1 protein-coding gene is annotated in these 627 nt (G+C 26.8%); it reads left to right on the top strand.

Annotation, left to right across the window (positions count from 1 at the left end; genetic code table 11):
- The coding region (locus tag MSCUN_RS06265; protein ID WP_170104101.1) for a chitobiase/beta-hexosaminidase C-terminal domain-containing protein at positions 1-627 on the top strand (627 nt) is incomplete at both ends.

Genomic DNA, 627 nt, shown 5'->3' on the forward strand with positions numbered 1-627 from the left:
AAGGACAACAATCAACAGTAAACTTCTATAAAGCACCACAAATAATGACACCACCAATAACAATAATTAAACCAAAAACTATGTTAGTAAATGATAAACAAACAATACAGTTTACTACAAATATGGCGAATTCAACAATATACTACACAACAGACAATACAAACCCAAAAAATAGTAAAACAAGAAAAACATCAAAAACAGGAAATCAAATAACAATAAACAAAAACACAAAATTAAAATATTACACAGAAAATGACGGATACCATTCAGAAGTATATACATACACACCACCAGAAAGTAACAATCAAAGACCAACAATAGCAGTATATAATACAACAAGAATGTATTCAAATGGAGAACAAAGAATAATGATACAATCAAATCAACCAGGAACAATATACTACACAATATGCACAAAAACAGAAACACCAATAACAAATGAATATACAGATGAAATAACAATAAATCAAGACCAAAAAATTCAAATATATGCAGAAAACACAGAAAATACGAAAAAATCAAAAATGATAGAATACACAATACAAAATAAGTCAAAAACAATAATGAACTACACATACACAATACAAACATCAAACACATATCCAGAACACTACATTAAATTTACTT

The sequence above is a fragment of the Methanosphaera cuniculi genome, assembly GCF_003149675.1.
Lineage (GTDB): Archaea > Methanobacteriota > Methanobacteria > Methanobacteriales > Methanobacteriaceae > Methanosphaera > Methanosphaera cuniculi.